Below are 25,546 nucleotides of genomic sequence, written 5' to 3'. Positions count from 1 at the left end.
TTTGACTGGCAAAGGCTCAGAATGCGGCGCGCCCGGTTGTCAGGCGCGCCGCAATTAGCAATTTAGAAGGTCGAGGACACTTCCCACTTGGTGATCAGCTCGTTCAGGCTGCCATCGTCCTTCATGGACTGGATGGCGGCGTTGAACTTCTCTTTCAGCTCACCGTCGGACTCGCGGATGCCCATGCCGACGCCACCGCCCAGCGGGACTTCGTCACCGACAAAGACCATGCCCGAGCCGTCTTCGGTGAAGGGCACCAGGAAGGATTTGTCAGCTAAAACCGCATCAGCTTCGCCATTGCGGACGGCTGCGATGGTTTCTTCGGGGCTTGCAAACTCCACCAGAGTTGCGCCGGAATCTGCAATGTAGCCAGCCTGAATGGTGCCTGTTTGGGCCGCCACGACGCCGCCTTCCAGATCAACACCATCGGACATGGCAACATAAGCCGACGGATCTGGCGGGGTGTAGTTCTGGGTGAAGTCGATGACTTCGTCCCGCTCATCGGTGATCGACATGCCGGCGATGATGGCATCATAGTTGCCCGAGACCAGGTTCGGGATGATCGAATCCCAGTCGTTCTTGACCCATTCGCAATCCAGGCTGGCGCGCTTGCACAGCTCGTCGCCCAGTTCGCGCTCGAACCCGTCGATCTCGCCCGCGTCGTTTACGAAGTTCCACGGTGCATAAGCACCTTCAGTGCCCAGACGGATCGTGTCCGCCATGGCCATGCCCGCGCCAAGCGCCAGCGCTGCTGTGGTCAGAATCAGGTTTTTCATTGGTAACTCCCCAGTTTAGTTCTGTCCTGAGTTTATGCCGCCTTGGTGGCGGATAGAAAGCCCTGAAGCCGTGCGGATTCAGGGGTGGTGAAGATGTCTTCCGGAAGGCCCTCTTCCTCGATCAGCCCTTGATGCAGGAACACCACGTGGCTTGAGATATCGGCCGCCATTTTCATGTCATGGGTCACGATGATCATGGTGCGGCCTTCAGCGGCCAGATCCTTGATAACCTTGATGACTTCCTGCTCCAACTCAGGGTCCAGCGCCGAGGTCGGTTCGTCAAACAGCAGCGCCTCGGGCTCCATGCACAGTCCGCGCGCAATCGCGGCACGTTGTTGCTGACCGCCTGAAAGTTGCGCCGGATATACGTCGCACTTGTCGCCGATACCGACTTTTTCCAGATATTTCCGCGCGCTGTCCTCAACTTCGGTCTTGTCACGGCCCAACACGGTGACCGGGGCTTCCATGACGTTTTGCAGGATTGTCATGTGGGCCCACAGGTTGAATTGCTGAAACACCATCGACAGGTTGGTGCGGATACGCAGAACCTGTTTTGCGTCGGCGGGACGACGGTGTTGACCTTGGCCTGCCCAACGGACGGGTTCGCCCTTGAACAGAATTTCCCCCTGCTGACTGTCTTCCAGCAGGTTGCAACAGCGTAGAAGCGTGGATTTACCAGACCCGGACGACCCGATCAAAGACACCACATCACCGCGTCTGGCCGTAATATCCACCCCTTTCAGCACTTCTAGATTGCCGAAACTCTTGTGTAGGTTTTTGATCTCGATGACCGGAGTGGAATCTGTCACGGGAGCCCTGAGTGTTATTGGTGTTGGTGCGGTACTAGGGCTTAAATTTTTGAGCAATGCAATGCGCAAATGATGCGTTACCGCTCAGAAACTGTCAAAATGACCAGACGTTCTGGCCAAATCGGTCAGGGATTGAGCAAGTCGGCAACCGCTTGCGGTGGATTGGGAACAGCCAGATAGTCATCCGCCGGGATGTAGATAAGGTCCCGCAGAAGCAGCAGTTCTGCGTCCTGATCAGACAATTCGGTTATCGCCTTTTGAGTTGCCCGTGCGATGGCGGCTGCGTCTTGCCCGATGGCCGTGATGAAGGGAAGGGCGGGTGTCGGGGATGTTTCTTCAACAGGGCGCAACGCTGTTCCCAAGTCTGAGTGTTTCTTCAACAACGCCCAAGTGACGGCATCCAGACAGGCATAGTCGGCGCGACCATCCGCAACCGCTTGGGCTGAATACGCGTGACCGCCAGTCATAAGCAATTCAGACGGAAACTGGGCGTCTTTGGCAAGGTGAACCATAGAAGCGGCCCAGCCGGACTGCGAAAGCGCCTCGTTATAGGCAAATGTCCCGCCTGCAAGCTCTTTCAACCCACGGGGGTCATCCTGCCGGGCAACAAAGACCGAACGATAATGCCCCGGTGGACATCCCGGCAGCCCGTAATCCGGTGTTCCAACCAGTTGCACATTGCCGTGCAATCGGGTTCGGTAGGGCATCCCGCACGTCTGGGCAAACAGAAGGTCGGGACTCTGCCATATGCTCCATGCATCTTCGTCCCGTGTCAGGCTGGCGGGGCCGAAGCCAAGGTTTTCACGAATCAAAAGCCAGAAACGATCATTCGCGGATCGAACAGCGGGCATGTCATACATGCCCAACGCAGCGATCACGCTTTGGCTGCCTTTTGCCGCGCCAAGGCCGAGTCGACATCGCTGACCCCCAACAAGCTGACCACCAGTCGCAAAAGGGAATCTTCCTCTCCCGTGCGGTGCCCATCGGCCAGCGCAACCGACCACATTGCCTGAACCACGGCAAGCCGATCTTCATATTGGACGGCTTCCTTGATCGCGCGGGTAAAGCGGACGGTGTCCGGGGCTTCGGCCTCAAGATCTTCGGCGCGAGCGCGCAGGGCGGCCGCTTCGAACGGGGACAGGCCATAGCGTTCGGCGGAAATACGGTCGATCCGCGCCATCTCGCTGTCGGCATAGTCGTTGTCTGACCGAGCAATGCGGACCAATAGGGCGGTCAATGCCAATCGCGCATCGTCATCGGCAAGCGGGTCGGGCTGAGGCTGAGTAAGCCGGGACAGGAATTCACTGAACATGCGAAAGATATAGAGGCCGACTAGGTTTCTTCCAAGCGCCTTTGCACGCGGCCGCGTGCAGCTTGGCTGTCGTTGAAGCTGAGGCCCATCGCAATACGGGCTTCCTCGACGATCTTCATCTCGCCTTCGTCGGAATTGCCGTCGGCCAGAACGACCTCCCACAGGGCGTCTAGGGCGGCCAGTCTCTCGTGCAGGTCTGTGGTTTCGCGGATCAGTTTGCCGAACGTGTCAGTCTCGGGGGCCGCCGCGTGCAGTTTTTCGCAAGTGGCGCGGACCTTGGCGGCCTCAATCGCGTTGTGCTGGTACAGACGGGCAAGTATCCGATCAATCAGGCTGATTTCTTCCAGCTTATAGTCGCGATCCGCCTGCGCCACGCGCACCATCAACGCACCCAACGCCAATTCGGCGTCCGGGTCGGGCAGATTCGTATGCTGTGGCGGGCGAAACGCCTGAAAGAACTTCTTCAACATAAATTTAGAATATTCCATATTTTGTAGCCCGCCAAGCACGGACTACATGTCATGGACTGGAATCGTCAAAATCCCGCTTTGTGGGTTTCAGCGGGCCATAAGGCCCTGAAGTTTAGTTCAGAGCCTTTGTCGCCTGTTCTTGCAGCCATCCCAACATCTGTTTGTAGGGCACGGGGCCATAGCTGATGCGCGCCACGCCCAGTGATGCCAATGTTGCAGTGTCCGGTGTTCCGGGCAGGGCGATGATGTTTACAGGCAATTCGGTCGATTCGCATAACCGCGCGATAAGCACCTCATCCTTCAGTCCCGGCGCAAAAAAGCCGCTGGCCCCTGCTTCGGCATAGGCTTTGGCGCGTGCGATTGCATCGTCCAACATGTCATCGCTATGTGTATCGGGCCTGGCCTTGAGGAAAATATCTGTGCGCGCGTTGATAAAGGCGGGAATCCCGGCGGCATCACAGCCCTCGCGCATTGCCCGTACCCGCGCTTCCTGAGTCTCGATGTCATACAACTCTTTCGTGCCGACGATCTGATCCTCGAAGTTGAAACCGATCACCCCGGTTTCCAAGGCACGTTCGACATTTGCGGCCACGCCAAGCACGTCCGATGCGTAAGCCCCTTCGAAATCCAGTGTCACAGGAAGATTGACGGCCGACACAATGCGACGGGCATTGTCCAGCGCGGCCTCCATGGGAATGTTCTCACCATCCCCGTACCCTTGCGCCATCGCGACCGGGGCGCTACCCGTGGCAATCGCTTTGGCCCCGGCATCACGCAGGGCACCGGCGCTGCCAGCGTCCCAGATATTGTACAGAATAACCGGGTCGCCCTTCTTGTGCAGGGCGGCAAAGGTTTCTGCGCGTGTGATCTGATCTGTCATGGCCGGTCTCCTGTCGTTGTTGTGACGACAGTTAAAGGCGCAAACAGCCGATGCGTACAGAATTTTTCGCATCGGCTGTCACAAGGCAGTGATCCTGTGAAGGTCAGACCAGACGAGAGGTATCCTTGGCCGCGCGCACAAACTCGCGGAACAACGGATGCGGGTCGAACGGCTTCGACTTTAGTTCAGGGTGATACTGAACACCGATGAACCACGGATGGTCCGACCATTCGACGATTTCCGGCAGACGTCCGTCAGGAGACATGCCCGAGAATTTGAGCCCGGCCTTTTCCAATTGCTCGCGGTATTTGATATCGACCTCATAGCGGTGGCGGTGGCGTTCTTCGATGTTGGTGCCGCCGTAGACCTCGGCCACTTTCGAGCCATCGGCCAGAACCGCATCATATGCGCCCAGACGCATGGTGCCGCCTTTGTCGTCGCCGACTTTGCGTTCGACCTTGTGGTTGCCCTGAACCCATTCCTTCAGGTGATAGACCACAGGTTCAAAACGCTTTTTGCCGGCTTCGTGGTCGAACTCTTCGGAACCCGCCTCTTTGATGCCAGCCGCGTTCCGGGCTGCTTCGATAACCGCCATCTGCATGCCAAGACAGATACCCAGATAGGGAACCTTGTGCTCGCGCGCGTATTGCGCGGCTTTGATCTTGCCTTCCGTGCCGCGCTCGCCAAAGCCGCCGGGGACAAGGATGGCGTGGAATCCTTCCAGATGGGGCGCGGCGTCTTCTGTATCGAACACCTCGGCGTCAACCCACTCGACCTTGACCTTGACGCGGTTGGCCATGCCACCATGAGTCAGCGCCTCGGCAATCGACTTATAGGCGTCTTCCAGTTGGGTGTATTTACCGACGATGGCAACCTTTACCTCGCCTTCGGCGTTGTGGATGCGGTCGCTGACATCTTCCCATTTGGCCAGATCGGGTTTCGGGGCAGGGCTGATCTGGAACGCGTCCAGAACTGCCTGATCCAGACCTTCCTTGTGATAGGCCAGCGGCGCGTCGTAGATCGTGCTAAGGTCCTGCGCCGCGATCACGCTGTCAGGGCGCACGTTGCAGAACAGGGCCAGCTTTTCACGTTCTTTCTTTGGGATAGGACCTTCCGACCGGCAAACCAGAATGTCAGGGGCCAGACCGATCGAGCGCAGCTCTTTGACCGAATGCTGGGTTGGCTTGGTTTTCAACTCGCCCGAGGCCTTGATGTAGGGCAGCAGCGTCAGGTGCATGAACAGGCACTGGCCGCGCGGCTTGTCCTGGCTAAACTGACGGATGGCTTCGAAAAAGGGCAGGCCCTCGATATCGCCGACGGTGCCGCCGATCTCACACAGCATGAAATCAACCTCATCCTCGCCAATGGCAATGAAATCTTTGATTTCGTTGGTGACGTGCGGGATCACCTGAATGGTCTTACCCAGATAGTCGCCGCGGCGCTCTTTCTCGAGCACATTCGAATAGATCCGCCCCGAGCTGACCGAGTCGGTCTTGCGCGCGGCGACTCCGGTGAAACGCTCATAGTGGCCAAGGTCCAGATCGGTTTCGGCCCCGTCATCGGTGACGAACACCTCACCATGTTCAAACGGAGACATAGTGCCGGGGTCGACGTTCAGATAGGGGTCCAGCTTGCGCAGCCGGACCGAGTATCCGCGTGCCTGCAACAAGGCACCCAAAGCTGCCGAGGCCAACCCTTTGCCCAAGGACGAAACCACACCACCGGTGATGAAAATAAAACGCGCCATGTTGTTCGGCTAGCTCCCGTGAGACGTCAAAATCAGCTGCCCGACGGTTCCGAAAAACCGTTGCATCACGGGACTCCATACATAAAGGATTCGCGCCCAAAGCGCAAGAGAACCGCAAGATGCTGTTTCAGTTCTCTGTCAGGTTTCTAGGTTTTGTGGATCAGTCGGCCTGCGGGATCAGCGGCGCGTTGTCGCCCTGTACCGGAGGCAGAAGATCGTCCGCCGACGGAACCGCCGGTGCGCTTTCTTCAGTCGCAGCCGGGGCGGGAACGCCCAACCGGTCGATAACCGAGCTGCCCGAGGATTTCTGAGCCGCCAGAATCGTCAGCGTGATCGACGTGACGATAAAGCACGCCGCCAGAATCCATGTGACCTTGCCCAACGCAGTTGCAGCCGCGCGGCCACTAACGGCGCCGCCACCGCCGCCACCCATGCCAAGACCACCGCCTTCGGACCGCTGCATCAGGACGACGGCGATCAGGCCCAGAGCCAGAAGAAGATGGATGATGAGAACGACGTTTTCCATGGTGGTCCTGTACAGCGTGGCGTGTATCGCGTGGTACTTATGCAAGTTTGGTTCCGGGGGCAAGTCACGAGTTTCCATCAGGATCAATGATGTGTCTTATCACGGCAAAGGGACTGGACAGATCGGCGGATCGTGGCACAACCTGCGGCCATGCCCCATGATGATCACGACCACCCGCACGCCCTTTTGCCACCCGAACCTGCCTTGCGCGTCAAGGCGCTCGAGACGATTCTGACTCGCAAGGGGCTGGTTGACCCCGCGGCTTTGGATGAGATTATCGACACCTACCAAAACAAGATAGGCCCTCAGAATGGTGCACGTGTCGTCGCAAAGGCGTGGACGGACCCGGAATTCAAACGCGCTTTGCTTGAGGATGCGACCCCGGTTGTTGCTGATCTTGGATTTTATGGGCGGCAGGGCGAACACATTGTAGTGGTCGAGAATACGCCTGCCCAACATAATATGGTAGTTTGCACCTTGTGCAGTTGTTACCCGTGGCCGCTGCTCGGTATCCCCCCGGGGTGGTACAAGTCCGACGCATATCGCGCGCGTGCCGTTCGGGAACCGCGTAAAGTACTGACCGAGTTCGGCGTGACGCTGCCATTCGAAACTGCCGTTCGGGTTTGGGACTCGACCGCCGAGATCCGCTATCTGGTTCTACCAATGCGGCCCAAGCGCTCTGTATCGCTTGACGAAGACGCTCTGGCCGCCCTGGTGACACGCGACAGCATGATTGGAACCGGTTTGCCCAAGGTGCCCTCATGACACGGGTTCACGACATGGGTGGGCGGTTTGGCGATGGCCCGGTAGTCCCCGATGCCGTAGACGCGCCGGTTTTTCCCCAGGAGTGGCATGGTCGCGCATTGGCTGTAACTCTGGCAGCAGGCTTTCTAGGCCAGTGGAACATCGACATTTCGCGCCATGCGCGTGAGCGCTTATCGCCGAAGGATTACACGCGGTTTTCCTATTACGAAAAATGGATATCTGCCTTGGCTGACTTGTTGGTCGAGCAAGGTGTTCTGACATTGGCCGACTTGAGAGGGGCGGAACAAGAGGGGCCGCATCCTCTGGCATCAAGGACGCTCAAAGCTGAAGCCGTTAGTGCCGCGCTATCCAAAGGTGGTCCCGCGGATCGACCGTCCAACGTGCCCGTGCAATATGAAATCGGCCAGAACGTTCGGACAGTTCACCCTGCTTCCAATCGGTTGGTGGATGGCGGTCACACACGATTGCCAGCCTACGCCGCTGGAGCCGAGGGGCGGGTTCTGCGTGTTCACGGCAGCCATGTCTTACCGGACTCAAACGCGCACGGCCTCGGAGAATCGCCCGAGCCGCTTTATGCAGTGGTTTTCGCCGCATCGGAACTTTGGGCAGCGCCCGAAAATCCCAAGGACGAGGTCGTACTAGACCTCTGGCAAAGTTATCTGGAGCCATCATGACCGATTGCATCGCGCATACAGCTCCCGAGCCGGTATTTGCCGAACCATGGCACGCTCAAGTCTTTGCCGTGACAGTTGCGCTGAACGAAGCGGGGCGATTCGATTGGCCGGAATGGGCGACACGATTTTCTGCTACGTTGAAGCGTCACGGGTTGAAGAAGGAACTCGATGGCGGCGAGGATTATTTTCGCGCTTGGCTTGAGACACTGGAAACGCTTCTGGCGGATAGTGGTGAAACCAGTGCCGGCGATATCGACGATGTATCAGCGGCATGGGAAAAAGCGTATTTGACCACACCCCATGGCAGCCCTGTTGAATTGAGTGCCGACTAGGGGGCTCTGCCCCCGCCGGAGGCATCGCGCGCAGCGCGGTTATGGTCTGCGGCGAATTACCGGTTTCCCTGCCGCTTTCTCCTCGTTATACGAGCCGAGTTTGATATCTCAGCGCAAAAGGACCGGATATGGCCAATGTGGTTGTTGTCGGCGCCCAGTGGGGTGACGAAGGAAAAGGCAAGATCGTCGACTGGCTCAGTGAGCGGGCAGATGTCATCGCGCGTTTTCAGGGTGGGCATAATGCCGGGCACACGCTGGTCATCGATGGTGAAGTTTACAAGCTGAACGCGCTGCCTTCAGGTGTGGTACGTGGTGGCAAGCTGAGCGTGATCGGCAACGGTGTTGTTCTGGATCCTTGGCACTTGGTGAACGAAATCGCCTCGATCCGCAAACAGGGGGTCGAGATCACCCCGGAAACGCTGATGATTGCCGAAAACACGCCTTTGATCTTGCCCATCCATGGTGAGCTGGACCGAGCGCGGGAAGAAGCGGCAAGCAAGGGTACCAAGATCGGTACCACAGGGCGCGGCATTGGCCCGGCTTATGAGGATAAGGTGGGGCGCCGCTCGGTGCGCGTTGCTGATCTGGCTGATGAGGCAACGCTTGAGGCACGGGTTGATCGGGCGCTGCAACACCATGATCCGTTGCGCAAAGGTCTGGGGATCGAAGCAGTGGATCGTGACGCGCTGATCGCTCAGTTGAAAAAGATCGCCTCGGAAATCCTACCTTTTGCTGCTCCGGTCTGGAAAGTGCTGAATGAAAAGCGCAAGGCAGGGAAACGCATTCTGTTTGAAGGGGCGCAGGGGGCGCTGCTGGATATTGATTTTGGCACCTATCCTTTCGTGACGTCTTCGAACGTGATCGCAGGGCAGGCCGCAACGGGCGTAGGCATTGGGCCGGGGTCTGTGGATTTTGTTCTGGGTATCGTCAAAGCCTATACCACCCGCGTCGGTGAGGGACCTTTCCCGACCGAGTTGGATGACGAGGACGGCCACCGTCTGGGCACTCGGGGTCATGAATTTGGAACGGTGACGGGACGCAAACGCCGCTGCGGGTGGTTCGATGCCTGCCTTGTTCGGCAGACCTGTGCCACCAGCGGTGTGAACGGCATCTCGCTGACCAAGCTGGATGTGCTTGACGGGTTTGAGACGCTGAAAATCTGCGTGGGTTATGATCTGGACGGCGAGCGACTGGATTACTTGCCGACCGCCGCAGATCAGCAGGCCCGCTGTAAACCGATCTATGAAGAAATGCCGGGTTGGAGCGAATCCACCGAGGGCGCCCGCAGTTGGGCAGACCTGCCTGCCAACGCCATCAAATATGTGCGCCGGGTCGAAGAACTGATCGAATGCCCGGTTGCCCTGTTGTCGACAAGCCCGGAGCGGGACGACACCATTCTGGTGACTGACCCGTTTGCAGATTGATGGGCACAGATCAGAAACCAGGACTCAGCTATAAGGCACGCCGTCGTTGGTCGATGGTGTTGCTCCTGGTTGGTCTGCCGGCCTATATCGTGGCGGTGGTGACAATTGTGAATTGGCTCGACCGACCGCCGATCTGGTTGGAACTGCTGGTCTATGTCGTGCTTGGCGTCTTGTGGGCTTTGCCATTTAAGTTCGTGTTTAAGGGCGTCGGCAAAGAAGATCCGGATCAGCCATCGGAATAGGCGGTCTTTACTGCCTGTTTCCGTGCTCGGGTAATGGCCAAGTCAGGATTGCGCGCGCTAAGGCGTGATACTCGCCCGAAATTTCTTCGGCGAGGCTGAACGGGCTTGGCCATGGTGTGGTCAGTGTGGCCTCGACCTGTCCGGTGACAAGCTTCAATTCAGCTTTGTGTTTTGCCGCCAGACGGCGCATTTTCTGGTTCGTCGCCAGGCACAGCATATGAACCTCCCGAATGCCTCGGTTTCGCGCGGCTGCAATGATCCGAGAGAGTAGGGCGTCGCCGATACCGCGGTCTTGCCAGGATGCTTCGACTGTCATCGCAACTTCTGCCACGAAATTCTGGCTATCGGGTACAGTCCGAAGCTCTCCAACACCTCGCAGGCAGGAATCTGGAAAGGCCCCGAAAACAAGCGCGGCATTGTCAAATATTCCATCCAGATAGTTTTGCACGAATTCCGGTCTGACAGGGACGCCAAACCGAGAGGTCAGCGTGTCTTCGTTTAAGTTTCTGTAATGGCTTACTATTTTCGGTTTGTCGTATATTCGAAGGCGCCGTATTGGGAGTTCATACATGGCACGACTCCTGTTTTAATGAATTGTGGGCATCAAATTAGATGGCGACAGGTTACCATTATTCTGCAGTGCAGCAAAAAGGACGTTTCGTCACAATCGGGCACGGAGGTATCAGTTTGAATAGGCAAAAGAAAAGGCCGGTGCATAGCACCGGCCCCTTGATTTCAAGCTTGTATATGGTCAGCCAGCGGCGCGTTCGTCATTCGGGCGAAAGCCAATCTGGTTTGACGCTGCAAATCGTCCACCACCTGCTTTCTCGATCTTGCCGTCGCGCAGCAACTGACCGAAGGACCGCAGGCTTTCTTCGCGGTTGAACTCATCTTGCTTGAGTGAGCGAATCTTATTCATCAACTGCGGGCGCGAGAATTGCTCCTGACCTTCGATGAACGACAGGTAGGCCGCTGCGGCCTCAAGCAGATCGGGCAGGGACTGCGCGCCTTGCTCTTGCGCGAAGGATGCAAATCCACCTTCCTCGCTCGCCTGATCTTCATCCTCGGACTTTACACGGCGGGGCGTAACGGGGCCGGCATCTTCGTCGTGAGTGTCAATGCGTTGTTCTGCCACCAGCTTCAACGGAGCCAGCGTATTCGATTGCGGGCGCATGCTGGTCACCTGAACCTCGGGGCGGCGAGGGTTGACTACGGACGATGTCAGGTTGCGATATTCTTCTTCCTCATCGTCTGCCTCGGGCTGTTCTTTGCGCTCTGCTTCGGTTGCAGCTACAGCCGCGCGGAGGTGAGAATAGGTCTCGCGCTGTGTGTTCGCCGGATCGTCCATCTGAACACCGGCTTTGTCCATCAGGCGCGTCAAGTCCTGATCTGATGCCGCTGAATCGGCTGCGGGTTCGTTCGCACGATTGGCAAGAAACGCTTCAACCTCAGAGATTTCGCTAAGGAGGTTTTCTTCGTCCTGCGCGCTCAGAACACCTTCTTCGGCAGCGGTCTCTTCAATTTCGACATCGTCGTTGTCCGAGGCATCCTGGCTGAGGATATTGAGGATCTCTTCGTCTTTGTCCTGTTCGTCATCCGAAAGCTTGATTTCAGTCTCGGCAATCTCTTCCTCGATCACGTCCTCGGTGGGCAGCACCGAGGTTTCGTCCAGATCTTCGACGGCTTCAATCACCGCCTCAATGGACGGATCGTATTCTTCGGCAAGCTCGTCCAGTTCAGCAACAGGTTCCACGGCTTCGGGAGCCGCCTCGGCCGTGGGCATCTGGTCGTCTTCGGCAATTGGTGCGGTGTCCTCTGCTTCGAACGGCGCTGCGTCGGCTTGGGCAACATCTTCTGCCGGGACGTCTTCCTGCAGGTCTGCCGCGCTCAACGAACCGGCTTCAAAGGCGGCAGCGACGGCATCCGAGGGGCCAGCGGCCTCTCTCATCAGCGTCGTTTCTTCGTCCTCAGCGTAAATGACCGAATTCTCGTCGGTATGGGATACGACGGCACGGATGCGCTGCAGCTTGGCGGCTATGCTGTCAGCGGCCGGGGCAGGGGCGTTTTCAACCGCTTCCGCGTCATCAAAGAAAACAGCGGGGGCTTGTTCCGGCTCTGCCGCGCTCGGCGCTTGCTCTACTGGCGTTGCAGGTTCGGAAGGCGCTGCCGCAACTTCGGTTGCACGCAGCAACAGGCCGCTTTCGTTCTGGCGGGCTTCCACGCGTGTGGATGCGTCGCGCTGCGCGATGCGGGCCAACATCTCGGCGTCGGGCTGGGGAGGTTCTGACCCAAAGTACCGGTCTTCCGCAGCAAGGTCGCGAAAGTACTCGGCGATGGCCTTCATCGTTTCGAAGGAATCGTCAAAGCCTTCCAAAGTGCATGAGAAGGTTCCGTAGGAAACGGTTAAAACCTTGTTATTCTGTACCATCAGACGCACGTCCTTTACAAACTACCTGAACCAACCTGCCCAGGTCCGGGCACCCCTATTGGTTCGAAACTTTGCTTATAAACCTATCATTTTGTGGTCTGAATGTGTCCAAAACCGGGAAAAATGATCAATCTTAGAAAAAATAAGCCAATTGTGCGCTCTGACGAGCCAATTGTGCTGGTCGGAGGCGGGCAAATTGGGCCCCGCGATCTGGAAATCGCGCTGATTCGCGCAGGTAGGGTCGTAGCTGCCGATGGCGGAGCGATACCGGTGCTTGAGGCCGGACATATCCCCGAGGCCGTGATCGGTGATTTCGATTCGTTGGAGGCATCCCACAAAGCGCAGATTCCATCCGACCGTCTGTTTCCAATTCGTGAACAAGACAGCACGGACTTTGACAAGGCATTGCGCAGCGTAGACGCGCCGTTGATCCTGGGGGTCGGGTTTCTTGGCGGGCGGTTGGATCACCAATTGGCCGTGCTTAACGGGTTGGTCAGGCGGCAGGATCGGCCCTGCGTCCTGTTGGGGGAGCATGAGGTCGTGTTTCACGCACCGCCAAAAATCAGGCTTGCGCTTGCGCCGGGTGACGTCGTCTCATTGTTTCCATTTCAGCAGGTAACGGGGCGGAGTACGGGATTGGAATGGCCGATCGACACGCTGGTTCTGGAACCTGACGGAGTGGTCGGGACATCGAACCGGGCAGTATCTGAGGTTACGCTAATCATGGACGCGCCGGGGTTGTTGGTGATGGTCCCGAGGACGGCCTTGGATACGGTTATGCAGGCTTTTCTGTCGGGGCAGACCGGGCGCTGGCCCGCTCGCGCAGAATGACATACAGGCCGGCCAGAACGGTGATCGTAATACCGATCGCGGCCATGCCGTTGGGCAGGTCCGAAAAGACCAGCCAGCCGAACAGGGTGGCGACTGGTATCTCAAGGTACTGCATCGGGGCCAGCGTCGCCGAGGGCGCATAGCGCAGTGACCACGTCATAAACAGATGCGCGACGGTCCCAAGCAGGCCTATCGCCAAGAACAGGAAATGGGTGCCTTCAGTTGGGACGACCAGCGAAAGGTGCCAGACCTCCGTCGCGGTTCCAGCGATCAGGACGGGCAACATGATGATGGTGGCCATCGCACCCGAAACAGCTTGAAGGGTAATCGGGTCGGCCTCTTTCGCTATTTGTCGCGTGACCAGCATGAACAATGCAAAGACGATGGCGACGACCAGGGGCAGAAGGGCAGCCGCTCCGACCTGAATGAAGCTTGGCTGGATAACCATCAGCGTCCCCGCGAAACCTACGGCGCAGGCCACAAGGCGCCTCAGGCCGACTTCTTCGCCGAGCACGTAACGGCCCAGCAACAGCATGATGAAGGGCATGACAAAGGCGATGGCCACCGCGTCGGCCAATGGCAGATATTGCAAGGCGCTGAACATCGCGCTGATACCGAGAATGTGCAAAATCGTTCGAATGGCCGTCAGGCGCAGTACGCGCCCCCGCATCCGCCAATGTCGTCCCGTCAAAGCAACCAGCGGGATCAGGACCATCGCCTGCACCGCGAAACGGACGAAGACCAGCATCGCAACGGGCGTTGTCTCACCCAAAAGCTTGGCCATCGCGTCGCCCAAGGGGGCGAGCACGCAAAACCCAAGCATCAAGACGATGCCGAAGACGGGGCGATCCTGTGTCATGCCCGGGACGCTAAGTTGAATGGGGGTCTTCGGGCAAGGGCTGTACTTGGGTGTAGTCCGGCCCAATGCAGACCGGCAGATCGTCATTCAGCCTAAGCCATTCCAGCTTTTCTTCGTGGGCTACATGCAGCGTCGGCTGCAAAGCGTCGGGATTGTCCAGCGTCGCGACGTATAGATGCAGGATGCCCGACATCGCCTGAGACCGAAACGAGATCGGCGTGCCGCATTCCGGGCAGAAACTGCGTTCAACGCCGGGCGAAGACGTAAAGGTCTTTGGTTCCGTGCCCGTCCAGCGCCACTGGCCGTCGCGCACCCCGAAATATGTTGTCATTGGTGCGGCGCATTGCCGTCGGCAACTGTCGCAGTGGCAGGTCACGCAGGACAGGGCAGGGGGATCGACCTCAAAGGTTATAGAACCACATAGGCAGTGTCCGTGCATAAGGCTCCTCCGACTCGGGGCTCAACAATTGGGCACGTTCACGGCCAGACCACCCAACGATGTTTCTTTGTACTTTTCATGCATGTCATGCCCGGTTTGGCGCATGGTTTCGATGACTGCGTCCAAGGGGACAAAGTGACGACCATCACCGCGCAACGCTAAAGACGCTGCGGAAACTGCTTTGATTGCGCCCAACCCGTTGCGCTCGATGCAGGGAACCTGAACCAGCCCTGCGACCGGGTCGCAGGTCATGCCCAAGTGGTGCTCCAACGCGATTTCAGCCGCGTTTTCCACTTGCTCAGGCGTGCCACCCATCACAGCGCACAGCCCCGCCGCAGCCATTGCCGAGGCGCTGCCAACCTCGGCCTGACACCCAGCTTCGGCACCCGAGATCGACGCGTTGAACTTGACCAGCCCGCCAATGGCAGCCGCAGTCAGCAAGAAATCCTCAATATGCGTTTCCGAAGCACCGGGCACGTGATCGAGGTAATAGCGCAGGACCGCAGGCAGAACCCCGGCAGCGCCGTTTGTTGGCGCTGTTACGACCTGACCACCGGCGGCGTTTTCCTCGTTTACGGCCATGGCGTAAACGCTCATCCAATCGTTGATGGTGTGCGGGGCATTCAGGTTCATCCCTCGTTCAGCCTGAAGCGCGTCGTGGATACCCTTAGCGCGGCGGCGCACGCTCAGGCCACCGGGCAGAATGCCATCGGTGTGCAGGCCGCGCTCGATACAGTCGTTCATGACTTGCCACAGACGGGCCGAGCCTTTGGCAAAACTGTCGACACAACCGCGCGCGATTTCGTTGGCGCGCTTCATCTCGGCGATGTTTTTGCCGCTGGCCTTGGCCATGTCTAGCATTTCGACCGCCGATTTGAACGGAAAGGGGACGGGGGCGCCTTCGTCGGTGGCTTTGCCTGCGGCCAGTTCTTCTTCGGTCAGGACAAACCCGCCCCCGATCGAATAGTAGACCTGCCGCAGGATTACGTCGCCTTGTGCGTCCGTGGCCATCAGGATCATGCCGTTGGCGTGGCCCGGTAGGGTGTGATCGTAATCAAAGACCAAATCCGCCTTGGGGTCGAAATGCAGCGTCGGCAAACCATCGGGGGTAACGCTGTGGCTCTCTTTGATGGCCAGCAGCGCGGCTTCGGCTTTTTCATTGTCGTAAGTATCGGGAACAAATCCAGCCAGCCCCAGTATCGTCGCGCGGTCCGTGGCGTGCCCAACACCTGTAAAAGCAAGAGAGCCGTGCAGCGAGCCGCGCAGGCCCGCAAATTCGAACGGAGAATCGCGCATAAGGTCCAGAAAACGTGCCGCGGCCACCATCGGACCCATTGTGTGCGACGAGGATGGGCCAATGCCCACTTTGAACATATCGAAGACAGACAGGAACATATCAGGTAGCGGAGCCTTCTGGAGGGTTAGCATAAGTCGGAGAAGTAAACGGTGTAACCCCCAACCCTTCGGCTTTGATAACCGCGCGGGTCGCAGGGCGGGTTTCCAGGTGCATAAGCACGTCCCGCAGGCGCGGTGTATCGTGCACCTGATACCAACTGCGGTCGGACTGCATCGGGTAGAGGGCCATCCACCGCATCTGGCAAGCGAGGTAATACGTTAGAACCGAGGGTTTCTCGGGGTGCAGCCAGTTCGGGGTTTGCTCTGCTGTGGCTTCCAGAACCTGAAGGTGCTGGCGCAATCTCTGGCGTATTCCTGCGCGCAAAGGATCGGTCTGCGTCGCCTCAATGTATTTTTCTGCATAAAAAAGGATGCGCAGGTCAGCGTGTAGAGTGTTCGATGCAAAGAACAGCCACTTCAAGAACGCGGCCCGGTCGGGGCTGTGCGGTGCAGGTGCAAGTTGTGAATGGGTGTCGGCCAGCCAAAGCAAAATCGCGGCCGTTTCAAAAATCGGGCCCTGAGGGGTTTCGAGCACCGGAATCAGACCGTTGGGGTTCAGCGCGCGATAGGCCGCACCGTCTTGTGCATTCTGACTGCGATCGACCAGAGCCGTATCGTAGGGCAGGCCCATCTCTTCCATCGCCAGCCGGATCACCAGCGAGGCGTTGTCGGGGGCATAGTGCAGACGGTAGCGCGCGTTCATAACGCTTGTGTACACCGCTGCGCAGAAGGCGAAACCTTCGATTGCGACGTTTCCAATCGGAAACGCGTAGTTTTCAGCCGCGCAAGCATTGCGAAATGTTTTATTCGCTCTCGCAGTCGCCGCAGGCATTCCGTATAAGTCCGGCAGCAAAATAAGGATTTACGGCGATGATCGGAGAGTTGTCACCCATCGACAAAGCCAAATATGTCGCCGCGCGCCGCGCGGCTGACATGGTGCAGGACGGAATGCGCGTCGGGCTTGGCACCGGGTCGACTGCCGACTGGATGGTGCGCCGTTTGGGGGAACGGGCGCAGCAAGAAGACCTGAAGATCAAGGGTGTGCCAACTTCGACCCGCACGGCGCAACTGGCCCGTGAGGTCGGGATTAACGTTGTCTCTCTGGATCAGGCTGGATGGCTGGATATCACCATTGATGGCGCGGATGAGTTTGACGGCGAACTGAACCTCATCAAAGGCGGTGGCGGAGCGTTGCTGCAGGAAAAGATCGTCGCCACAGCCAGTGATCAGATGGTCGTGATCGCAGATGCCGGCAAAGAGGTTGAAACGCTGGGCGCGTTTCCACTGCCGATCGAAGTCATTCCATTCGGCTGGCAGACAACACGCACTTTGATCGAAGAAGTGCTGGATACGATGGATGTGTTGGGCACCTCGACCGCGTTGCGCATGATCGGGCAAGCACCGTATGTGACTGACGAAGGCAACCACATTCTGGATCTGCACCTTCAGCGTATTGGGAATGTGCGGCAGTTGGCATTGGTCTTGAACCAGGTCCCCGGTGTGGTTGAGAACGGATTGTTCGTGGATATCTGTGACCAGATCGTGATCGGTTATGGGGATGGCCGTGTCGAAGTGCGCGATATCAACGAAGGGACAACCGAAGTGGATCAGCCCACTGAAGGCGGAGAAAACCTGTTCGCGGATCTTGCGGATTAACAAGGTGGTGAAGCTGAACTTTGCGCGAACGCGAATAGCTCAGCGAACTTTCTGAAACATCAAGGGTTGGCAGTTTGGTAATCGACCCCAGATACTCAACGAATTTTGGCTTGAAAGAACAAGGGAACTCAGGATGAGCTTTGACTATGATCTGTTTGTCATCGGCGGAGGCTCGGGCGGGGTCCGCGCGGCGCGCGTTGCAGCCGGGGAAACCGGGGCAAAAGTCGCACTTGCAGAAGAAGACCGTTATGGCGGTACATGTGTCATCCGGGGATGCGTGCCCAAGAAACTGATGGTGTTTGCCAGCGAATTCTCGGGCACGGTCGAAGACGCGCAGGCGTATTGCTGGGACATTCAGCCCGGTGCATTCAACTGGAACACCTTTCACGGCAAGCTGGTTGCCGAACTTGACCGGCTCGAAGGTATTTATCGTAATATCCTGAAGAACAACGGCGTCGAAAGCTTTGACCAGCGCGCTCATGTAGTTGATCCGCATACTGTCGAGTTGGCGGACGGAACGCGCAAGACCGCCAAGCATATCCTGATCGCCACTGGTGGCCGCCCGGTTGTGCCGGATTTTCCGGGGTCGGACCTGGCGATCACATCGAACGAGATTTTCCATCTGGAGAAGCTGCCCGAAAGCATCCTGATTGTCGGAGGCGGCTATATCGCCAGTGAATTTGCCGGGATCATGAACGGGTTGGGCGTGAAAACCACTCAGTTTTATCGGGGTGCGCAAATCCTGCGGGGCTTTGACGAAGAAGCCCGTGGCCTGATCTGCGAAGAAATGCGCCAGAACGGCATCGACGTCCGTTTGGGGACCAACGTGCTTGAGATGACCAAAGAGGGCGAGCAGATCCGTGTGAAAGCCACTGACGGTACCGAGGACCGGTTCGATGTGGTCATGTACGCAACGGGCCGTGCCCCAAATGCCGACGATCTTGGACTTGAAGCGCTGGGCGTTGCGCGCGGACGCAAGGGTGAAATCGTCGTTGATGAATACAGCCAGACCGCTGTGCCCTCGATCTATGCCATTGGGGATGTGACTGACAGGGTGAACCTGACGCCGGTAGCGATTCGCGAAGGCATGGCGTTTGTTGAAACGGTCTTCCGGGGCAATCCGACCCCGGTAGATCATGAGCTGATCCCAACGGCGATCTTCACACAACCTGAAATGGGAACCGTCGGCCTAAGTGAAGAAGAGGCTGCCGCACAGGAGCCAATCGAGGTTTATGCCACGTCGTTCAAACCCATGCAGAAGGCTTTTGCAGGTGGAACGCAGCGGGTTTTGATGAAGCTGATCGTCAGTCAGGAAACCCGTAAGGTGCTGGGCTGTCATATCGTGGCACCGGGCGCGGGCGAGATGATCCAGCTTGCAGGTATCGCCGTTAAAATGGGCGCCACCAAAGAAGATTTCGACCGCACCGTCGCCGTTCACCCGGTCATGGCAGAAGAGCTGGTGACAATGCGGCAACCTGTACGCACTGCTTGATTTGCAACTGCGCGCACACAAGTTACAAGGGAACCCGTGATCACACGGTCCAACACAAGGGAATATATACATATGGCGGGCAACAGCGGCGGCCCCTGGGGGGGCGGAGGCTCTTCGGGTGGCGGAGGAAATCGGGGTAACAACGGGAACGGGCAACGCCCGCCCGAAGGCGACGGCCCGCAGATCCCCGAGATCGACGAATTGATGAAAAAAGGTCAGGAACAACTGCGCGTCCTTATGGGCGGTCGCGGTGGTTCCGGCCGGGGCGGAAACGGGCAGGGCTCTGGCGGGGGCGGTCCCATTTTCACCAAGGGAACCGTTTTGATCGGCGTGGTCGTTGCGGCGGTTCTTTGGGGTGCGGCCAGTTTTTATACCGTCAAACCCGAAGAACAGTCGGTTGAACTGTTTTTGGGTGAGTTTTCAGCCGTCGGTAATCCGGGTCTGAACTTTGCGCCTTGGCCCTTTGTTACGGCTGAGGTTATCCCGGTAACGCGCGAACAAACCGAAGATATGGGCGGTACGCGCGGAAGCGATGATGGCCTGATGCTGACCGGCGACGAAAACGTGGTCGACATCGACTATCAGGTCGTCTGGAACATCAGCGACCCGGCCAGGTTCCTCTTTAACCTGCGTGACCCGCGCCAGACGATCCGCGCCGTGTCGGAATCGGCCATGCGCGAGATTATTGCGCAAAGCGAGCTGGCACCGATCCTGAACCGTGACCGTGGTGTCATTGCCGAACGCCTGCAGGAACTGATTCAGACAACGATGGACAGCTACGATTCGGGCGTGAACATCATCCGCGTCAACTTTGACAAGGCCGACCCGCCGCAGGACGTGATCGCCGCCTTCCGTGACGTTCAGGCCGCCGCGCAGGAACGTGACCGTTTGCAGAACGTGGCCGACGCCTATGCCAACCGCGTTCTTGCCGAAGCACGTGGTGAAGCCGCGCAGGTTCTGGAAGAGGCCGAAGCCTATCGCGCGCAGCAGATCAACAGCGCACAAGGTGAAGCCAGCCGCTTTAGCGCGGTTCTGGAGGAATATTCCAAAGCTCCGGACGTGACGCGCAAGCGTCTGTATCTGGAACGGATGGAACAGGTGCTTGGCGACGTGGACAAGATCATTCTGGACGAAAACTCGACCGGTCAGGGGCAGGGCGTCGTGCCTTACCTGCCGCTCAATGAGTTGCGCCGCAATCAGGCTGAGGAGAGCAACTGATGCGTAAATCACCCCTTATCCTCATTGCCTTGGTGATCATTGGCGTTGTTGGTCTGTCTTCGATTTTCATCGTGGATGAACGTGAACGCGCGCTGGTCCTTCAGTTCGGTCGCGTGGTCGCCGTCAAAGAAGAACCCGGACTGGCGTTTAAAATCCCGTTGATTCAGGACGTTGTCCGCTATGACGACCGCATCCTTTCGATCGACGTGCAACCGCTGGAGGTCACGCCTCTGGATGATCGTCGTCTGGTCGTTGATGCCTTTGCCCGCTACCGGATTTCCGATCTGGAACAGTTCCGTCAAGCCGTTGGTGTCGGCGGCATTCCGGTCGCCGAAGATCGTCTGGACCGTATCCTGCGCGCCGAAACGCGTGAGGTTCTGGGTTCGGTGTCGTCCCGCGACATCCTGAGCTCGGACCGTGCGGCGCTGATGCTGCGTATCCGCAACAGTGCGATTGCTGAAGCCCGTGCGCTGGGCGTGAACGTGATCGACGTGCGCCTGAAGGCGACCGATCTGCCGCAGGCCAACCTTGAGGCGACATTCGACCGGATGAAGGCCGAGCGTGAGCGTGAAGCGACGGACGAACGCGCCCGTGGTAACGAGGCGGCGCAGCGTGTGCGCGCGCAAGCTGATCGTACCGTGGTCGAACTGGTCTCGGACGCCAACCGCGAGGCAGAGATCATCCGCGGTGAAGCTGACGCTGAACGTAACGCGATCTTCGCCGAAGCATTTGGCAAAGACCCAGAGTTCTTTGAATTCTATCGGTCTCTGTCCGCTTATGAGCGCGCGTTGGGCGGCAGCAACAGTTCGATGGTTCTGAGCCCGGATTCAGAGTTCTTTAACTATCTGAAGTCACCAACAGGGCAGGCATCCCAGTAATGGGTATGATCCTTCTGGCCCTCGGGCTGGTACTGATTGTCGAGGGGCTGGCCTATGCGCTGGCCCCTTCGCTTATTGAACGGATGCTGGAAGCATTACGATCGCTGCCTGAACAGGCGCGACGACTGGCGGGGCTGCTTTGCGTGGTCAGCGGCTTTATCCTGCTTTGGGGCGCGTATCAGGTCGGGTTTTAGTGCCGTGTTTTCAATTGCAGGTGATTTCCCCGCGATCCTCAGTTGCGGGCCTGATTAAACCGACTACATTGGTTGCCAAGAGGGAGGCGTTCATGCGCGATCCCGCAGAATTGACGACAAGGAGTACCCAAGTGCAGGCACAAGCGCGCAGTATTTCCGTCCGAGCGGACGACAGGGTTGGTTTTTTGCGGCTGATGTGGCTGGCATTTGCTGGGATGTTGATAATCCTGGCGCAGACATCGGCAGCATTTGCGCGCGGGGAAAGCCTTGCGCCGTTGGCCGAAAAGATCAGCCCGGCGGTGGTGAACATCACAACCTCGACCCTGATCGAAAATCAGACCGGGCCGCAGGGCATCGTTCCCGAAGGGTCGCCCTTCGAAGATTTTTTCCGCGAGTTTCAGGACCGGGGCAATAATGGCGAGAACGCCCCGCGACGCAGTAATGCGCTTGGGTCGGGGTTCGTGATTTCAGAGGATGGTTACATCGTCACCAACAACCACGTGATCGCCGAAGCGGATGAGATTCTGATCGAATTCTTTCCGGGTGACGGGCAGCCCAAGAAGGAATTGCCTGCAAAGGTAATTGGCACGGACGAAAAAACCGATATTGCGCTGCTCAAGGTCGAGGCGACGGGGCCGCTGCAATATGTCAAATTTGGCGATAGCGACGTGGCCCGCGTAGGCGATTGGGTGATCGCGATGGGCAATCCGTTGGGGCAGGGATTTTCGGTTTCGGCCGGGATCGTGTCGGCCCGCAACCGTGCGCTGAGCGGATCTTATGACGACTACATTCAGACCGATGCGGCGATTAACCGAGGTAACTCGGGCGGGCCGTTGTTCAACATGGACGGCGAAGTGATCGGTGTGAATACGGCCATCCTGTCGCCCAATGGTGGTTCGATCGGGATTGGGTTTTCGATGGCATCGAATGTTGTCGTTAAGGTTGTGGACCAACTGCGTGAGTTCGGTGAGACCCGCCGCGGCTGGCTGGGTGTGCGCATTCAAGACGTGACCGAGGATATGGCCGAAGCCATGGGACTGGACAAACCGGGTGGCGCTTTGATCAGCGATGTGCCGGACGGGCCGGCAAAAGACGCCGGTTTGTTGGCTGGTGACGTGATCCTCAGCTTCGATGGGGTCGAGGTCGAGGATACGCGCGGCCTTGTCCGTAAGGTTGGCGAAACCACAGTTGGCAAGTCGGTTCGCGTGGTCGTACACCGGGATGGTGGAACGCAGACTGTTCTGGTGACACTCGGACGGCGTGAGGACGCTGAGCGGTCTGAGGACGGCGAGGAAGAAACGTCAGAAGCGCCAGTTGAGGAAAATGCCGACATACTGGGTCTTACGATCTCGCCTTTGACGGATGAGATGCGTACCGACATGGGCTTGGATGAAAACGCCGAAGGTTTGGTTGTAACTCAGGTTGACGAAGCCTCGGAGGCCTACGCAAAGGGATTGCGCTCGGGTGACCTCATTACCGAGGCTGGCCAGCAAAAGGTCACTTCGGTCGAAGATCTGGAAGCACGGATGGACGAAGCGCGAGAGGCTGGGCGGAAATCCCTGCTGCTTTTGGTGCGCCGTGGCGGTGACCCGCGATTTGTGGCTCTAAGCTTGGAAGAGTGAAATTCGGGTCTACCTGAATGAATGGGCCGGGGCGTTTGCTCCGGCCTTTTTTCTGTTCTGCAAAGAAGTGAGCCACACGCCGGGGAAGGCGCGTGGCTCTGATACAGGGAGAGGTCAGTGGACAGATATCGGGGATGATTCTCTGACCTCCTACGGTAACAATTACGAAGATAGTCTTAACGCAGCCGGTCGTATGTGAAGCAGGTCACAACGGATCAGATCAGATCGGATTCCGCCAATTCGCGCAGGGCTTCGAAGTCATGGATCATCAGACCGCCGCGTGATGCCTCGACCACGTTATCGCGCTTCCAGGTCGAGATTGTTTTGGATACGGCTTCCCGTGTCGCGCCAACGAACTCGGCCAGTTCGCTCTGCGACAGGGTGATCCGTTTGGCAGGGTCGTCCTGAAGGCCGGACAGGTGCAGCAGCTTACGCGCCAAACGGATGGGCATTGGCAGAAAGACCTGCTCATTCATTTGCGATCCCATCCAACGCATACGCAATCCCGCAAGGCGGATCAAATCGACCGCAAGATCGGGATGCTGACGGATTTGGTTCATTACGTCGCTGCGCCGGACGCGTAGAACACGGGACGGTTCAGCAGCCGCAATCGTGGCGGTGCGCGGTCCGTTGTCGAACAGGGCGATTTCACCGAAGATTTCGCCCGGCTTCATCAGGCTCAATGACAGTTTTCGACCACTCATGGCCAGAAAGGACACTTCCAATGTGCCCTCAGTGAGGGCGTAAAGTGAGTCACCTTCGTCACCTTGTTCAAACAGGGTCTCACCCTGTTCAAGCGAAATTTCTGTCGCCTGGGCAGAAAGCATGGCCCTGAGCCTGTCAGACGCCTCGGCCAAAAAGCCGCTGTTTGGGATGGCCGTCATGTGGATGTGGTGCTCCGGCTGCCAATGGTGAGTGGTTCCACAATTTTCCACAGCTATGACGTTTAGCCAAGGATTTTATGCGAATTCCGAAAGTTGGCTGTGCGTTGGCGCTCCACAGGACCGGTTCGACCACCCGGTTTACTGATGATCGGGGTCGTCCATATAGCTTTGTAGCATGCTGAACTGAAGCATGAGAAAGACCATCAACGCGATCGGAAACCCGAACGTTTCGATCTTGACCCAAAGGTCGGTGGACATCGTGCGCCAGACTAATTCGTTGGCCACGGCTAGAACTGCAAAACACCCGCACAGTCGGCGCGTGAGGATCATCCAGCCCTCGTTGCGCATGGGAAGCATTTCATCGAGAACATAGGCGAGATAGGATTTACCCTGCAGCAATCCGATGCCAAGGATGATCGAAAAGAACCCGTAGACCAGCGTGGTTTTCATCTTGAAAAACCGTTCGTCATTGAACCAGGCTGTCAGGCCGCCGAAGAAAATGACCATGAACGCGGTGAAAATCTGCATCCGGCTGAGTTTCCCGGTCAGGTACCATAGCACGGCCATTGCAGACAGCATCAGGGGCACGAAGATGATGGTCGCGACGATGAACCCGGAATATTCAGTTCCGGCAAGCTCGAAACTGTCATCCCGCAAGCGTAGGTAGATGAAGAAAAAGGCCAGCGGAGGGCCAAGTTCCAGCACCTGTTTTAGAAATGGATTGATTTCTTTCTTGCCAGTCATGTCAGTTTCCTGCTGTTTACCCGCCCATTTCAACTATTACGGCGCCCAACGCAATCAATGCCATCAAAGCGATCCGCCTTGGCCCAACGGTTTCTTTCAGAATCAGCCAGCCGATCAGGGCAGCAAAGACGGTCGAGGTTTCGCGCAGAACGGCAGCCTCGCCAACTTTGTCCAATCGCGTTGCCAGCATGATAGAGCCAAAGGACAGCGGGGCAATGATGCCGCCAGCCAAACCGCGCAGCATCAAGGGGCCGATCGCGGGCCGGTTGACCATCGCACGCCATCTCAGGAAGGCGTAAATGGGCATGGTGGCGCCGTCGATCATGAAGAACCAGGCCAAAAAGGTGAAAGGGTCGGCGGTCGCGCGTATGCCATAAGCGTCATAGGTTGTGTAAAGCGCTACGAACAATCCGGTGGCGATTGCCAGCGCCAGGGCGATCCCAAGCGTTTCGCGGTTGGTTTCGAGAAAGCGGAAGTTGTAGGCCGCCAGTCCGAATATGCCGGCCAGCAAAACCGCGACACCCAGCCATTGGATGCCGGTAAAAGTCTCCCCGAACAGCAGGTAGGCGCCGATAACGGTGAACAAGGGGCCGGTTCCACGGACGACCGGGTAAACGACGGTGTAGGAGCCTTTGGTATAAGCCATAGCCTGTAGCGTTTTGTAGACGATGTGAATCAGCCACACGACGGCGAAGATGGGCCACATGTAGGGCTCTGGCCACGGCACGACGAAAAAGGCAAAGGGCGCTGCCATCAGGCAGTAACACGCGTCGATGGCTCCACGGGACAGCCAGGGATCGTGACGACCCTTCTGCAATGCTCCGAAAGCCGCGTGAAGGAACGCCGCCATCAATGCCAATCCCAGCGCGAGCTGATGGCCTGCTTCGGTGCCTTCGAGTGAGATCAGCCAGTCGCTCAAGTGTCAGATCTTTGCGTTGGGAGGAGAGGG

General features: G+C 57.9%; 29 protein-coding genes. 12 read left to right on the top strand and 17 right to left on the bottom strand.

Annotation, left to right across the window (positions count from 1 at the left end; translation table 11 throughout):
• Positions 1-62: 62 nt before the first annotated feature.
• From GOV88_RS02915 to secG, 8 genes are all read right to left on the bottom strand, one after another.
• Positions 63-776: a transporter substrate-binding domain-containing protein gene (locus GOV88_RS02915; protein WP_171122777.1), complete on the bottom strand. Its 714-nt coding sequence runs from the start codon at positions 774-776 to the stop codon at positions 63-65.
• 32 nt (positions 777-808) lie between these two features.
• Positions 809-1,585, bottom strand: coding sequence for an ATP-binding cassette domain-containing protein (locus tag GOV88_RS02910; protein ID WP_171239488.1), 777 nt, complete (start codon positions 1,583-1,585; stop codon positions 809-811).
• A gap of 125 nt (positions 1,586-1,710) precedes the next feature.
• Positions 1,711-2,463, bottom strand: a complete 753-nt coding sequence (locus GOV88_RS02905) for a PhnD/SsuA/transferrin family substrate-binding protein (protein ID WP_171239487.1) — start codon at positions 2,461-2,463, stop codon at positions 1,711-1,713.
• The gene (locus tag GOV88_RS02900) at positions 2,460-2,897 is read right to left on the bottom strand and encodes a TerB family tellurite resistance protein (RefSeq protein WP_171121021.1); all 438 of its coding nucleotides are present in this window, start codon (positions 2,895-2,897) and stop codon (positions 2,460-2,462) included. Before GOV88_RS02900 ends, GOV88_RS02905 begins: the two co-directional genes overlap by 4 nt.
• Before the next feature lie 20 nt (positions 2,898-2,917).
• Positions 2,918-3,367, bottom strand: a complete 450-nt coding sequence (locus GOV88_RS02895; RefSeq protein WP_171121692.1) for a TerB family tellurite resistance protein — start codon at positions 3,365-3,367, stop codon at positions 2,918-2,920.
• A gap of 112 nt (positions 3,368-3,479) precedes the next feature.
• On the bottom strand, positions 3,480-4,247 hold the full coding sequence (locus GOV88_RS02890) for an isocitrate lyase/phosphoenolpyruvate mutase family protein (protein ID WP_171239486.1): 768 nt from the start codon (positions 4,245-4,247) through the stop codon (positions 3,480-3,482).
• A 103-nt stretch (positions 4,248-4,350) separates the two neighbouring features.
• Entirely contained in the window at positions 4,351-5,994 is a 1,644-nt protein-coding gene (locus GOV88_RS02885; RefSeq protein WP_171122785.1) for a CTP synthase, read from the bottom strand.
• Positions 5,995-6,154: 160 nt separating this feature from the next.
• Positions 6,155-6,520, bottom strand: coding sequence for a preprotein translocase subunit SecG (gene secG, locus GOV88_RS02880; RefSeq protein ID WP_171121693.1), 366 nt, complete (start codon positions 6,518-6,520; stop codon positions 6,155-6,157).
• A gap of 150 nt (positions 6,521-6,670) precedes the next feature.
• Between secG and nthA the strand changes: the two genes are divergently transcribed.
• From nthA to GOV88_RS02855, 5 genes are all read left to right on the top strand, one after another.
• The gene (nthA, locus tag GOV88_RS02875) at positions 6,671-7,285 is read left to right on the top strand and encodes a nitrile hydratase subunit alpha (protein ID WP_171239573.1); all 615 of its coding nucleotides are present in this window, start codon (positions 6,671-6,673) and stop codon (positions 7,283-7,285) included.
• Positions 7,282-7,959, top strand: a complete 678-nt coding sequence (nthB, locus tag GOV88_RS02870) for a nitrile hydratase subunit beta (protein ID WP_171239485.1) — start codon at positions 7,282-7,284, stop codon at positions 7,957-7,959. Before nthA ends, nthB begins: the two co-directional genes overlap by 4 nt.
• A complete protein-coding gene (locus GOV88_RS02865; protein WP_171239484.1) occupies positions 7,956-8,291 on the top strand; it encodes a nitrile hydratase accessory protein in 336 nt (111 codons plus the stop codon). Before nthB ends, GOV88_RS02865 begins: the two co-directional genes overlap by 4 nt.
• Before the next feature lie 128 nt (positions 8,292-8,419).
• Positions 8,420-9,715, top strand: a complete 1,296-nt coding sequence (locus GOV88_RS02860; protein WP_171122790.1) for an adenylosuccinate synthase — start codon at positions 8,420-8,422, stop codon at positions 9,713-9,715.
• Complete coding sequence (locus GOV88_RS02855; RefSeq protein ID WP_171121034.1) at positions 9,715-9,957, top strand: DUF2842 domain-containing protein; 243 nt, start codon at positions 9,715-9,717, stop codon at positions 9,955-9,957. The genes GOV88_RS02860 and GOV88_RS02855 overlap by 1 nt, the downstream gene beginning before the upstream one ends.
• 7 nt (positions 9,958-9,964) lie before the next feature.
• On the opposite strand, the gene GOV88_RS02850 is transcribed toward GOV88_RS02855, so the two are convergent.
• Together GOV88_RS02850 and GOV88_RS02845 are read right to left on the bottom strand one after the other, a co-directional pair.
• Entirely contained in the window at positions 9,965-10,528 is a 564-nt protein-coding gene (locus tag GOV88_RS02850) for a GNAT family N-acetyltransferase (RefSeq protein ID WP_171239483.1), read from the bottom strand.
• 180 nt (positions 10,529-10,708) lie between these two features.
• Positions 10,709-12,385: a hypothetical protein gene (locus GOV88_RS02845; RefSeq protein WP_171121038.1), complete on the bottom strand. Its 1,677-nt coding sequence runs from the start codon at positions 12,383-12,385 to the stop codon at positions 10,709-10,711.
• Positions 12,386-12,538: 153 nt separating this feature from the next.
• On the opposite strand from GOV88_RS02845, the gene GOV88_RS02840 reads away from it, so the two are divergent.
• Entirely contained in the window at positions 12,539-13,216 is a 678-nt protein-coding gene (locus GOV88_RS02840; RefSeq protein WP_371808210.1) for a thiamine diphosphokinase, read from the top strand.
• Here the strand turns inward: GOV88_RS02840 and GOV88_RS02835 are convergent.
• From GOV88_RS02835 to GOV88_RS02820, 4 genes are read right to left on the bottom strand one after another with little or no spacing between them, the layout of a single operon-like run.
• Positions 13,161-14,075, bottom strand: a complete 915-nt coding sequence (locus GOV88_RS02835) for a DMT family transporter (RefSeq protein WP_171239481.1) — start codon at positions 14,073-14,075, stop codon at positions 13,161-13,163. The genes GOV88_RS02840 and GOV88_RS02835 overlap by 56 nt on opposite strands.
• 10 nt (positions 14,076-14,085) lie before the next feature.
• On the bottom strand, positions 14,086-14,514 hold the full coding sequence (locus tag GOV88_RS02830) for a GFA family protein (RefSeq protein WP_171239480.1): 429 nt from the start codon (positions 14,512-14,514) through the stop codon (positions 14,086-14,088).
• Between the two features lie 21 nt (positions 14,515-14,535).
• The gene (locus tag GOV88_RS02825; RefSeq protein WP_171239479.1) at positions 14,536-15,909 is read right to left on the bottom strand and encodes an L-serine ammonia-lyase; all 1,374 of its coding nucleotides are present in this window, start codon (positions 15,907-15,909) and stop codon (positions 14,536-14,538) included.
• A gap of 1 nt (position 15,910) precedes the next feature.
• Entirely contained in the window at positions 15,911-16,612 is a 702-nt protein-coding gene (locus GOV88_RS02820; RefSeq protein ID WP_171122800.1) for a glutathione S-transferase family protein, read from the bottom strand.
• A 167-nt stretch (positions 16,613-16,779) separates the two neighbouring features.
• Here GOV88_RS02820 and rpiA point away from each other — a divergent pair, with 167 nt between their 5' ends.
• The 6 genes from rpiA (at position 16,780) to GOV88_RS02790 (ending at position 22,969) form a co-directional block, all read left to right on the top strand.
• Positions 16,780-17,565, top strand: a complete 786-nt coding sequence (gene rpiA / locus GOV88_RS02815) for a ribose-5-phosphate isomerase RpiA (RefSeq protein ID WP_171239478.1) — start codon at positions 16,780-16,782, stop codon at positions 17,563-17,565.
• A gap of 133 nt (positions 17,566-17,698) precedes the next feature.
• The gene (gene gor / locus GOV88_RS02810) at positions 17,699-19,057 is read left to right on the top strand and encodes a glutathione-disulfide reductase (RefSeq protein ID WP_171239477.1); all 1,359 of its coding nucleotides are present in this window, start codon (positions 17,699-17,701) and stop codon (positions 19,055-19,057) included.
• A 72-nt stretch (positions 19,058-19,129) separates the two neighbouring features.
• Complete coding sequence (hflK, locus tag GOV88_RS02805; RefSeq protein WP_171122806.1) at positions 19,130-20,275, top strand: FtsH protease activity modulator HflK; 1,146 nt, start codon at positions 19,130-19,132, stop codon at positions 20,273-20,275.
• Positions 20,275-21,153 (top strand): protease modulator HflC, encoded by an 879-nt coding sequence (gene hflC / locus GOV88_RS02800; RefSeq protein ID WP_170482680.1) that lies wholly within the window; start codon positions 20,275-20,277, stop codon positions 21,151-21,153. The genes hflK and hflC overlap by 1 nt, the downstream gene beginning before the upstream one ends.
• Positions 21,153-21,347, top strand: coding sequence for a DUF2065 domain-containing protein (locus GOV88_RS02795; protein WP_170482677.1), 195 nt, complete (start codon positions 21,153-21,155; stop codon positions 21,345-21,347). Before hflC ends, GOV88_RS02795 begins: the two co-directional genes overlap by 1 nt.
• 92 nt (positions 21,348-21,439) lie before the next feature.
• Complete coding sequence (locus GOV88_RS02790; RefSeq protein WP_171239476.1) at positions 21,440-22,969, top strand: Do family serine endopeptidase; 1,530 nt, start codon at positions 21,440-21,442, stop codon at positions 22,967-22,969.
• 215 nt (positions 22,970-23,184) lie between these two features.
• Here GOV88_RS02790 and GOV88_RS02785 read toward each other — a convergent pair whose 3' ends face one another.
• The 3 genes from GOV88_RS02785 to GOV88_RS02775 all read right to left on the bottom strand — a co-directional run bounded on the left by GOV88_RS02785 (position 23,185) and on the right by GOV88_RS02775 (position 25,516).
• On the bottom strand, positions 23,185-23,853 hold the full coding sequence (locus tag GOV88_RS02785) for a Crp/Fnr family transcriptional regulator (RefSeq protein WP_171121056.1): 669 nt from the start codon (positions 23,851-23,853) through the stop codon (positions 23,185-23,187).
• 138 nt (positions 23,854-23,991) lie between these two features.
• Positions 23,992-24,597: an inner membrane-spanning protein YciB gene (locus GOV88_RS02780; protein ID WP_171122810.1), complete on the bottom strand. Its 606-nt coding sequence runs from the start codon at positions 24,595-24,597 to the stop codon at positions 23,992-23,994.
• A 16-nt stretch (positions 24,598-24,613) separates the two neighbouring features.
• A complete protein-coding gene (locus GOV88_RS02775; RefSeq protein ID WP_171121060.1) occupies positions 24,614-25,516 on the bottom strand; it encodes an EamA family transporter in 903 nt (300 codons plus the stop codon).
• Between the last annotated feature and the right edge of the window lie 30 nt (positions 25,517-25,546).

The sequence above is a fragment of the Ruegeria sp. HKCCA5491 genome, from assembly GCF_013034565.1.
In the GTDB taxonomy this organism is placed as follows: Bacteria; Pseudomonadota; Alphaproteobacteria; order Rhodobacterales; family Rhodobacteraceae; genus Ruegeria.
Note: the sequence above shows the minus strand (reverse complement) of the source record. Positions and strands in the feature narration are given on the sequence as shown.

Coding starts and splice junctions, on each gene's coding strand:
- GOV88_RS02915 (WP_171122777.1), bottom strand. CDS start 776: ATGAAAAACCTGATTCTGACCACAGCAGCGCTGGCGCTTGGCGCGGGC.
- GOV88_RS02900 (WP_171121021.1), bottom strand. CDS start 2,897: ATGTTCAGTGAATTCCTGTCCCGGCTTACTCAGCCTCAGCCCGACCCG.
- GOV88_RS02895 (WP_171121692.1), bottom strand. CDS start 3,367: ATGTTGAAGAAGTTCTTTCAGGCGTTTCGCCCGCCACAGCATACGAAT.
- GOV88_RS02890 (WP_171239486.1), bottom strand. CDS start 4,247: ATGACAGATCAGATCACACGCGCAGAAACCTTTGCCGCCCTGCACAAG.
- GOV88_RS02885 (WP_171122785.1), bottom strand. CDS start 5,994: ATGGCGCGTTTTATTTTCATCACCGGTGGTGTGGTTTCGTCCTTGGGC.
- secG (WP_171121693.1), bottom strand. CDS start 6,520: ATGGAAAACGTCGTTCTCATCATCCATCTTCTTCTGGCTCTGGGCCTG.
- nthA (WP_171239573.1), top strand. CDS start 6,671: ATGCCCCATGATGATCACGACCACCCGCACGCCCTTTTGCCACCCGAA.
- nthB (WP_171239485.1), top strand. CDS start 7,282: ATGACACGGGTTCACGACATGGGTGGGCGGTTTGGCGATGGCCCGGTA.
- GOV88_RS02865 (WP_171239484.1), top strand. CDS start 7,956: ATGACCGATTGCATCGCGCATACAGCTCCCGAGCCGGTATTTGCCGAA.
- GOV88_RS02860 (WP_171122790.1), top strand. CDS start 8,420: ATGGCCAATGTGGTTGTTGTCGGCGCCCAGTGGGGTGACGAAGGAAAA.
- GOV88_RS02855 (WP_171121034.1), top strand. CDS start 9,715: ATGGGCACAGATCAGAAACCAGGACTCAGCTATAAGGCACGCCGTCGT.
- GOV88_RS02850 (WP_171239483.1), bottom strand. CDS start 10,528: ATGTATGAACTCCCAATACGGCGCCTTCGAATATACGACAAACCGAAA.
- GOV88_RS02845 (WP_171121038.1), bottom strand. CDS start 12,385: ATGGTACAGAATAACAAGGTTTTAACCGTTTCCTACGGAACCTTCTCA.
- GOV88_RS02835 (WP_171239481.1), bottom strand. CDS start 14,075: ATGACACAGGATCGCCCCGTCTTCGGCATCGTCTTGATGCTTGGGTTT.
- GOV88_RS02830 (WP_171239480.1), bottom strand. CDS start 14,514: ATGCACGGACACTGCCTATGTGGTTCTATAACCTTTGAGGTCGATCCC.
- GOV88_RS02825 (WP_171239479.1), bottom strand. CDS start 15,909: ATGTTCCTGTCTGTCTTCGATATGTTCAAAGTGGGCATTGGCCCATCC.
- GOV88_RS02820 (WP_171122800.1), bottom strand. CDS start 16,612: ATGAACGCGCGCTACCGTCTGCACTATGCCCCCGACAACGCCTCGCTG.
- rpiA (WP_171239478.1), top strand. CDS start 16,780: ATGATCGGAGAGTTGTCACCCATCGACAAAGCCAAATATGTCGCCGCG.
- gor (WP_171239477.1), top strand. CDS start 17,699: ATGAGCTTTGACTATGATCTGTTTGTCATCGGCGGAGGCTCGGGCGGG.
- hflK (WP_171122806.1), top strand. CDS start 19,130: ATGGCGGGCAACAGCGGCGGCCCCTGGGGGGGCGGAGGCTCTTCGGGT.
- hflC (WP_170482680.1), top strand. CDS start 20,275: ATGCGTAAATCACCCCTTATCCTCATTGCCTTGGTGATCATTGGCGTT.
- GOV88_RS02795 (WP_170482677.1), top strand. CDS start 21,153: ATGGGTATGATCCTTCTGGCCCTCGGGCTGGTACTGATTGTCGAGGGG.
- GOV88_RS02790 (WP_171239476.1), top strand. CDS start 21,440: ATGCGCGATCCCGCAGAATTGACGACAAGGAGTACCCAAGTGCAGGCA.
- GOV88_RS02785 (WP_171121056.1), bottom strand. CDS start 23,853: ATGACGGCCATCCCAAACAGCGGCTTTTTGGCCGAGGCGTCTGACAGG.
- GOV88_RS02780 (WP_171122810.1), bottom strand. CDS start 24,597: ATGACTGGCAAGAAAGAAATCAATCCATTTCTAAAACAGGTGCTGGAA.